Source organism: Stieleria sp. (genome assembly GCF_041595215.1).
Taxonomy (GTDB): domain Bacteria; phylum Planctomycetota; class Planctomycetia; order Pirellulales; family Pirellulaceae; genus Stieleria; species Stieleria magnilauensis.
Window position 1 is genome coordinate 1 of record NZ_JBFHKV010000244.1, and the last position, 9116, is coordinate 9116.

General features: G+C 58.2%; 5 protein-coding genes. 2 read left to right on the forward strand and 3 right to left on the reverse strand.

The window, feature by feature from the left end:
- Positions 1–615 (forward strand): FtsH protease activity modulator HflK (hflK, locus tag ABX749_RS11640; protein ID WP_372896131.1); only part of this gene is annotated, 615 nt, incomplete at its 5' end.
- Positions 612–1574, forward strand: coding sequence for a protease modulator HflC (gene hflC / locus ABX749_RS11645; RefSeq protein WP_372896132.1), 963 nt, complete (start codon positions 612–614; stop codon positions 1572–1574). The genes hflK and hflC, both read left to right, overlap by 4 nt.
- A gap of 125 nt (positions 1575–1699) precedes the next feature.
- Here the strand turns inward: hflC and ABX749_RS11650 are convergent, their stop codons facing one another.
- The 3 genes from ABX749_RS11650 to ABX749_RS11660 form a co-directional block, all read right to left on the reverse strand.
- A complete protein-coding gene (locus ABX749_RS11650; protein WP_372896133.1) occupies positions 1700–2305 on the reverse strand; it encodes a sigma-70 family RNA polymerase sigma factor in 606 nt (201 codons plus the stop codon).
- Entirely contained in the window at positions 2302–7614 is a 5313-nt protein-coding gene (locus ABX749_RS11655) for a serine/threonine protein kinase (protein WP_372896134.1), read from the reverse strand. The genes ABX749_RS11650 and ABX749_RS11655 overlap by 4 nt, the downstream gene beginning before the upstream one ends.
- A 243-nt stretch (positions 7615–7857) precedes the next feature.
- Positions 7858–8550, reverse strand: a complete 693-nt coding sequence (locus ABX749_RS11660; protein WP_372896135.1) for a hypothetical protein — start codon at positions 8548–8550, stop codon at positions 7858–7860.
- Positions 8551–9116: the final 566 nt, after the last annotated feature.

Consider the following 9116-nt stretch of genomic DNA (forward strand, 5'->3'; position numbering starts at 1 on the left):
ATCCAATACCGCGTCCGCGATCCGAAGCTGTTCTTGTTCAAGGTTCGCAATCCGGGCCAAACGCTACGCGACATCTCCGAATCGGTGATGCGGACCGTCGTGGGAGACCGCACCGTCGACGAAGTCATCACGATCGGCCGACAAGAGATCGAGGTCGAGGCACTGTTGCAACTCCAGGAACAGGTCGACAAATACGAGCTGGGTCTGAGCATCGACCAGGTTCAACTGAAAAACGTCAACCCACCGCAACCGGTCCAACCGTCGTTCAACGAGGTCAACCAAGCTCAGCAGGAACGTGAGCAGATGATCAACGTTGCCAACGGTGAATACAACAAAGAAGTCCCACGTGCACGCGGTGAAGCGGAACAGAAGACACAAGCCGCCGAGGGTTACGCGCTCAAACGCGTCAACGAAGCTCAAGGCGATGTCTCGCGATTCAATGCCGTGTTTGCCGAATACGCCAAAGCACCCGAAGTGACCAAGCAGCGAATCTACATCGAAACCATGCGGCAAGTCATCCCGACGCTCGGGCAAAAAATCATCATGGATGATCAAGCCAACCAGATTTTGCCACTGTTGAATCTGGCCCCGCAAGCCGACCGGAGATCCCCATGAACCGTCTGACATTCCCCGCGGTCGCCGCCATCGTGATTCTGGGCGGATTGGTCGCCTACAGCGCAGCCTACACGGTAAGCGAAACCGAACAGGTCATCATCACCCAGTTCGGAAAACCGGTCGGCGATCCGATCACCGACGCCGGCTTGCATTTCAAACTTCCGCTCATCCAGGAAGTCACTCGCGTTGAAAAACGCATCCTGGAATGGGACGGCCGTCCCAACGAAATGCCGACCAAAGACAAAACCTACATCGTCGTCGACACCTTCGGTCGTTGGCGGATCAATGATGCCAAACAGTTCTTCCTGCGACTCAGAGATGAACGCAGCGCCCAATCGCGTCTCGATGACATCCTCGGCAGCGAAACCCGCAACGCGATCGCCAAACACGAATTGATCGAATTGGTCCGGACCACCAAAGACCGCCAACCCGTCCGCGATGAAACCATCGCCGACGCGCCCGGCAACATCGGAATCCTGTACCCGATCAACAAGGGGCGTGCCAAAATCGAAGAGGAGATCTTTCAACAAGCGGCCAGTAAAGTCACGGACCTGGGAATCGAATTGCTGGATGTCCGCTTCAAACGCATCAATTACAACGAGAGCGTCAGGGACCGGATCTATTCTCGGATGATCAGCGAACGGCAACAAATCGCCGAACGTTTCCGCAGCGAGGGCGCCGGCGAGGCGGCCAAAATCATCGGTCGCAAGGAAAAGGATTTGCTGGAAATCGAATCCCAGGCTTACAAACAAGTCCAGGAGATCCAAGGTGCTGCCGACGCCGAGGCCACCGAGATTTACGCCCAGGCCTACAACCAAAGTCCCGATTCGATCCAGTTCTACGCCTTCATTAAAACGATGGAGACGTATCAGGAGATGTTGGATCCGAACACGACGCTGATTCTGAGCACCGACAGCGACATCTTCAAATTCCTGAAACGCATCGACGTTCAAGAGTAACCCCGGCGGAAAATGGGACTGGTCAAAAAATGGGCTGGTCAAAAAATGGAGTGGATTCAAATAAAAGAGCTCTTGGTTTCCCTGTCTTCATTTTTTGACCAACCCATTTTTTGACCCTCTTCTCGTTACAACCGACCTGAACAATCACCGTAAACGGCTTTGAGCTTCTCCAGCGCCCGGATCCACAGCATCCGTGTCGCGGCGTTCGACCGTCCGATCCGCTGAGCGATCTGCTCGTGAGACAGGCCGTCGATGTGCCGCAGTGTCAGAACTTCGCGATAGTCGTTGGGCAGTCGGTCAAGGGCCGCGGCCAATTGCAGGGTTTGTTCCGCCCGGTCGGCGTGCGAGCGTGGATCGGGCTCCCGGTCGATCGCCAGTTGTTCGATGCGAATGCTGTCGCGATCCAAAGCCGCTTGTAATTGTTGTTCTCGCCCCTGCCCGCGTTTGAGCGTTCGCAGTTGATCGCGGTCGTACCGCAACAACGTGCGTTTCAGGATCGTGCGTAACCAGGCCAAGCGTTCGGCTTGCGTGTTTCCCCGAAAGTGTTCGTGGCCACGCCAAGCATCCACCAAGGTTTGCTGCACAACATCCGACGGATCGATGCGACCGCGGAGCGCCGGAGACAACTGGCGTTCGGCGAGCATTTTCAGCCACGGTCGCAGCGGACCGATCGACCAGGTGGCTCGTAGTGAGTCTTCACTCTTCGAAGCGTCTTCGTCCCCGCCATTCACGTCGTCGCTTGCCTCCCCATCCAACCCCTGATCCGACGCAATGCCGAAGCCAGAATTCGTAGAATCCAATAGACTTGCACCACCACGATAAGGCTCAACAGCGCGACGCGCAGCAGTCCCGCTGCATCGATGCGGTGACGAAGGATTTCCGGGTCGGGACGTTGCAGGTACGCAAATGCGACCAGGGCCAAAAAGACGACGGGCGTACCGATCGAAAGCATCAATCGGATCGAGTCTCCCTGGCCGTCTTTCTGATCGCGGACGGCGATTAGCAAAGCGACGATGCACATCCAGGCGGTGACACCGTTGAAAAGATGGATGACCAGGCCGGGATCACGCAACCATGGACTTTGCCAGATCACCATCCAAACTCCGACCAGCAGCGGTGCCAGTAGCAGCCAAGCGAGACTCCAGCGTCGCGTTTTCAGCGTCCGCTTTACATACCAAAGCGGCAACAGAATCAAAACGCTCAGCGCGAGGCCGCCGCGAACCAGATCAAGCCCCCATTGGGCGAGTGTGGTGTCCCCGCCGATCGAACGGAACAGGGGTCGCATTCGACGTGGATCCATTTCCCGATGCGACGTCACCGAGTTGGATTCTAGCGGTGCTTTGGAACGCAGATCCTGAAACTGAATTCCATCAAGCGTCGGAGACGCGATCCGAGTGTGCGTGTCGTCACGCCGGCAGATGACCGGTACGTTCGAGGCAGATTCTGGATCGCTATTTGTTTCGGTCAGAATCTCCTGCCGCGACCAATCGATTGCCACGAGGCGATTCTGGTCGATGTGCAGCCAACTGATCGGGACGTGGTGATCCTCTTTCCAGTGGACACTCTGGATTCCGTTGACGTCGGGAATCAAGATTTGGAATTTCGGAGCAGGCTGCAGCATCGGATAGCACCGAATGACAAGTGATGATCGGCCATCGTCGTTGGGTGCCGATCCGCCCTCCGCCGCAGTGACGCGGTCCATCACAATGCGTTCTTTGACTCCGTCACCGTCGATGTCCCAGAACCACATGCCGACCACATAGAAATTTTCCGCTGATTCATTGAACTGCCGAATCCTTTGGAATTGCTTGTCGCGAAGGTCGAAAATCTCACAACGCGTTTTCCCGTTCGCGTTCCGGCTCAACGCCAGCATCGGAATGCCGTCCGAACCGGTCGCCTTGTCGATTGCCACGTATCGGCTCGCGTATGCACCGTCCACGAGAGGAACAGACGCAGCGTTGTCGGGCTCGGTCGAGTCAACGAGTTCACCATCCGGCCCACAGAGGACCAGCTGTCGTAGCGGATTGTCTTTCGAAGTGTGACCCAAGTAGGCGACGTGCGTTTGGCCATCGATGACAACCAACGAAAACGGAATCCAATAGTCGCTTCGAGTCGGCCGCTGGAAGACCGATCGTTCCCATATCAGTTCGCCGTTGGCACCATCCCAGGCGGCGAGAAACAGCTTCTCGTCGTGCGAGTGGGGGCCGACAACGTCCTGGATACCGTCGCCGTTGAGGTCCGCGAACTTTAGATGGTCATAATCAACGGGCGTGTTGATGCGGGATGCTCCGAACAGGAATCGATTCGACCATCGGATCTGGCCTGTCGCTCGACTGACCAAGGACATTTGGAACGCGTTGATCGGTTGCCCCGTCATTAAAGAAGACGCTCGGGGGGCAAGTCGTCCATCGCCGACGAGCAAGATTGATTTCCCATCGTCAAGTGACTGAGCCAGGATGACTCGGCCTCCCACATTGCCCCGCAAGCGACAAAGTTCAGCGCCCGTTTCTCCGTCGAAGAGCCGGGAAGGCGTTTCGGTTCCCGATTGATTCTGAACGAGAAAGTCGACGGAGCCATCATCCTGTTCGATAGGAATCCAAGTGCCGCCATCACCATCGGTCCGATCGCTGTTCCAAACCGTCCGTCCAGAGACGGCATCGATGACGCTGATCCGGGTCGGCTGAAAACCTGACGCGGCAATCAGATGTCGGCCCGATTCGCCAACCCAGGATGCCAGCAACGTGTTTTCGCCCAATCGAATCGTCGGTGAACGCTGGGATTGCAACAGGACCAGGTGATCTTCACCGACGCCCAAGGGACCACCGCGGCGGCGGTAAACGCGTATCGATGATGTCGAATCGGTGGGGCTGGGACAGACATCCAGCCCCGCGGCGATGGCGACGGGGCTGGGTTGGCTGGGGTGGAAACGAATCACCGAGGACGCGAGCATGACGTCTAAGGTGCGGTCGCCGGCGACAAAATCAATTTCGATCGTTCCCGGTGGGTTGTCAGGAAGTCCACTGCGAATCGCGTCGATCTGGGCGACGCGGATTTGGTCGCCGAACTGGGGAATCCGATGTCTTGCCCAGGCCAGGACGTTGCCTGTTTTTCCCGAGATCCAATCCACGTAAATGTAAGCCTGGTGATCGGCGTCCTTTTCCGCTGCTTCGGTTGGTCCTCGTCCCGCGATGATGGCCGTGGCGATGTCTTTCCAGCCGTCTTGATTGATGTCATCGGTCACCGTGATGCGAGACACGCAATCGTCAGCGGATTGGAACGCCGAGTAGGGCGTCTGGTCGGTCCAAACCGGCGTCCCCGTGGCTGCGTCGAGCAACTGCACGCCCACATCGACGCCGTTGCGAAATCGGATGCGGGGCACAATGATTTCGTCCGCACCGTCACCGTTGATGTCCGTGACGTAGGGCCAATCGGCGTGATTGCGGTCGACCGAATAGCGCCACTGGACATGCTCCATTTGTCGGCTCCATCGTTGCCGGCCGTCCAGGTCGTAGGCGGCGATCTGCGTGCCGCTGAATGGAGCCGTGTTCAATCGCGATTCTTCGTGATCGTAAAAGATCAGTCTTGCTTCGCCGCGGGCGTTGGCAATCCGGGGAGCGTGGGGCGGCGTGAAGGGCAACTTGATCGTCACGACAGACGCGGGGTCTTGATCCCAATCGATGACCTGACATTGGTCCCCGATCAACAGGACCACTCGCAGCGAGTCTCCACGCAGCAACTGGGGCGGGCTTGGGACGGGAATCCGTATCGGGGAGCTATAACGCTGGTGTCGCACAAAAAAGTCGCCGAAGTTGCGATGGCCCGAGCGAAACGCCGAGTTCGCGTCAAATGATAGACCGCTGAACGATCGATACTGGTGTTTGGCGGGATGATAAATCGCGTCGGCCGGCCAGAACGTTTTGGTGGGCGTGTTAAGTACTTGATGATGCCGATCGATTACATCGCCGGTTTTTCCGCTCAGCACGGCCAAACAGACGTCCGTCTGAATCGCCATCTGATAGTGCACGAACATGGCAAACAGGTCGCTGATTCCGTCGTGGTTTCGATCGCCGACGTCCTGCAGTTCGAAGACCCCCGGGAATCGCAGTGTTGACCGTCGGTTGAAAGGATCCGGCAAGGTCGACTTGGTGGGCAAGTTGGCGAAGGCGTAGGACCGCGACCACAGCATGTGTCCGCGGTCATCGACGGCCAGCAACGCTTGTTGATCGGTCGCGGCGACCAGCGTGTCGGCGCGTTGATCGCCGTTCAAATCGATCGGCGTGCGCAGCGCGGCAACGCCTTGCGTGAGCAGCGGGTGATCGTCGGTGTGATGGTGCCCGGCATCGAAGTTCGCGGCGCGGCGCGTGTCGGCAAAGTTGACGGGAATTGTTTTTGTTGCGTCTGTGTTGGTTCCATCGAGACTCGTCAACGTTGTGTCGATGGAACTCGCGTCGAGTTCCCACTGGTTGTCGGAGTGCCATGCCACGCGTTTCAGTCGACCGTCACGTCGCCACAAAATCGCTGGCGTCGATGCATCGGAAACGGTCACGACCGCCGCATCGCTGATCGAAATCTCCTTGGACGGTGCCGGTTGGTTCGTGATCCGGTATTCACTGGGTATGCCTCGGGTGACCGGCAACCGCAGCGTCTGACTCCATCGGCCCGTCGGTGCAACCATCATGTCATAGTCGCCGGCGGTCCGCTCGAGATGGTTCTGCATCGGAAGCGTCAGTTCCATCGTTGAATCCGACAACGCCGATTCGCCGACCGGAACGATGGTCGCTTGGTACGGTCCGCCGCCGGCCCGAACGCGAAACGCGCCCAACTGACTTTGACGCCACTGATCGAGACCAGACAACAGGGCGGCGATCAACACTGCCGTGACTGCCATCGCCGCGGCGGCGACGCGGACGCGAGACTGATGCTTGCGAGCCCAACGCGCCGATTTTTCCAAGACCGAAAGTGGGCGGGCTTGAATCGGATGGTCATCGCGCACGGCACGCAAGTCGTCGGCCAGATCACCGGCGGACTGATAGCGACGCCGTGCGTCTTTCTCCATCGCCTTGTGCAAGACGACCTCGAAATCACGCGGCAGATCGGAACGCAGGCTTCGCAGGGGGGGCGGATCTTCGTGACGAATCTTGTTGATCAGCGTCAACGGGTCATCGCCCCCAAACGGTGGTCGTCCGGTCGCCATCTCATACAGTGTCGCGCCGAGCGAATAGATGTCGCTGCGATGGTCCACATCGGTGGCGCGCAGGTCCGCTTGCTCGGGACTCATGTAGCGCGGTGTGCCCAAGATCGCACCGGTGATCGTCGCGCCGGCATCGACCAGTCGCCGGGCCAAACCGAAATCCGTCAACCAAACGCGGTCTTCATGATCCAAGATCAAGTTGGCCGGTTTGACATCGCGATGGACCACGTCACGGTCATGTGCGTGGGAGAGGGCATCGGCGGCTTGGATTCCGACGTCTAGGATCGCATCGAGTGGCGGCGGAGTCTGCTCTCGGCGGGTCCGTCCGATGCGCGCGGAAAGACTTTCCCCTTCGATGCGTTGCATCGCGTACCAACTCGTGTCACCTTCGCGTCCGGTCGCGTAAACCGGAACGATATTGGTGTGATGGAGCGCACCCGCCGTTTCGGCTTCGCGACGGAACCGGTCGAGCGCCTGGGGGTCGACGATCCCGAACCGCATCACCTTCAGGGCGACGATTCGATCGAGCGATTTTTCGCGGGCTTCGTAGACCACGCCCATGCCGCCGCGCCCGAGTTCCGAAAGGATCTCGAAATCGCCGATCGAATCGGGAAGCGCGGATTCGGGCGGCAGATCAAATCCGCCGGTTTCCGCACCGCCGAACAACTCCGCCGCGTCCAGGCACTCGGCCAAACGCTCGGCGTATTCGGGGTGCTCGCGGAGCCATTGATCGCGATCGACGGCCCGCCCCTGCTCGCGCTGGCAGAGGTATTGATCCAGTAGATCGGCGATTTCAGCGTCGACCGTCGATCCCGGGTCATTGTTCGTCTGGCGTGGCATGTCAGTCATCTTGATCTTCGATCGTACTTGAAATCACAGGTCCTGGTACCGAAGAGACGACTCAGGAGGTGGCGCAACGGGCTATTTTGCAGACGGACGTTGGCAGAAAGGCGGGGGCAGAAAAATAGACAGGAAAATGGGTGACAGGAAAATGTGCCGGACCCGTTTCAGGCACGACCAGTCATTTTCTTGTCAACTATTTTCTTGTCTGCCTTCGTTCGAACGCCTTGGCACCGTTTATTAGTCCGTTTACTAGTCTTCCGCTTGTAGTGCGTCGAGTTGTTTTTGGGCGGCCAGGGCGTACTTGTGTTTGGCGCCTCGCTCGCTACTGATCAATTCGATCGTGGCTTGGAGGTAGTGTTCGGCGTCATCGCGGCGTCCCAGACCGATCAGGGCGTTGGCCATCAGGGATCTCGCTTCGATCAGCTGCTGCAACGTCTGCCCCTCGACCAACTTCATCGAGAAAAATGGCGTGCCGTCTTCGAGCGTCCCGTGGTCATAGACGGGTGGAATCCCCGGGTGCTGGAGCGTTCCGGTCAACAAGCCTTCACGATGAAAGCGATCAATTGCCGCTCCGTTTCGGTGAAACTTGCGCTGAAGTGTCTTCAGTGCCAGATGGCGTTGACCCATGCGGTCGTAGACACGATAGACATCCCCGATGCCTCCGCTGCCGATCGACTCGCCGATCTGATAGCGGGGCGAAGACGGGGCCCCCGTATCAGAGAGCAGGCTCGGAAAACTGGTGTTTAGAAACTGAGAGGGAACCGCGCCCAAGACGGATTGGTTCGGTTCGCTGATTGGACCGTCGCCGGACCGGCGCGGTGGTCGGGCGTCGTCATTGGAAGACCTGGACATCTTGCGCTGAGGGGGGTGACGAGAGGTTCCCGGCGGGGCATGACAGTGCCACTGTTCTACGACGACCGCCCGCCGAGAAACTTCGCTCATGAACGGTCCACGCAACCAAGATACCCGATTCTTCCGATCCGCTGCGGCTGTATCGGCAGACCGCCTATGGGTAGACCCAACCCCCACTGTCAATCCAGAAATCCCTTGCGAATTAGCAAAAAATCACATTTTGTCCAGTACTGCTCTGGCAGCGATTTTTAGGTGTCCCTAACATCCACAAGGAGTAAAGAAAAAGGCCTCAGCCAAACGATCACTTGGGGCAAAAGTGATCAGAAATGGCTGAGACCTACTACTCAATGCCGGATGCCCAAGGGGCAAGTTTGGAAATCCAGCACCGCACGGCGCCTTCGGGCGTCGTGCGTTTTTTTTTGGTATCGAGAGCAACCCTATCGCGTCGCTGAGTTTCGGCTCGCGACGTTGTCGAGATCCTACGGCGTGTTGACGCCAGGGTCAATGCTGATCTGGCGAATAGACGCCAGGGGTCCGCGAGGCGATTCGCACTTCAGCCTCGTATTCCGCCGCACCTTGGTTTTCGGGTAAGCGGTAGTGGACGAGGCGACGAGTCCTTGCCAATGTGCCGAGTACAGAGGACTCGTCGCCTCGTC

Excerpts from the sequence above, each read along its gene's own strand:
- ABX749_RS11660 (WP_372896135.1), bottom strand. The coding sequence starts at position 8,550 with ATGAGCGAAGTTTCTCGGCGGGCGGTCGTCGTAGAACAGTGGCACTGT.
- hflC (WP_372896132.1), top strand. The coding sequence starts at position 612 with ATGAACCGTCTGACATTCCCCGCGGTCGCCGCCATCGTGATTCTGGGC.
- ABX749_RS11655 (WP_372896134.1), bottom strand. The coding sequence starts at position 7,614 with ATGACTGACATGCCACGCCAGACGAACAATGACCCGGGATCGACGGTC.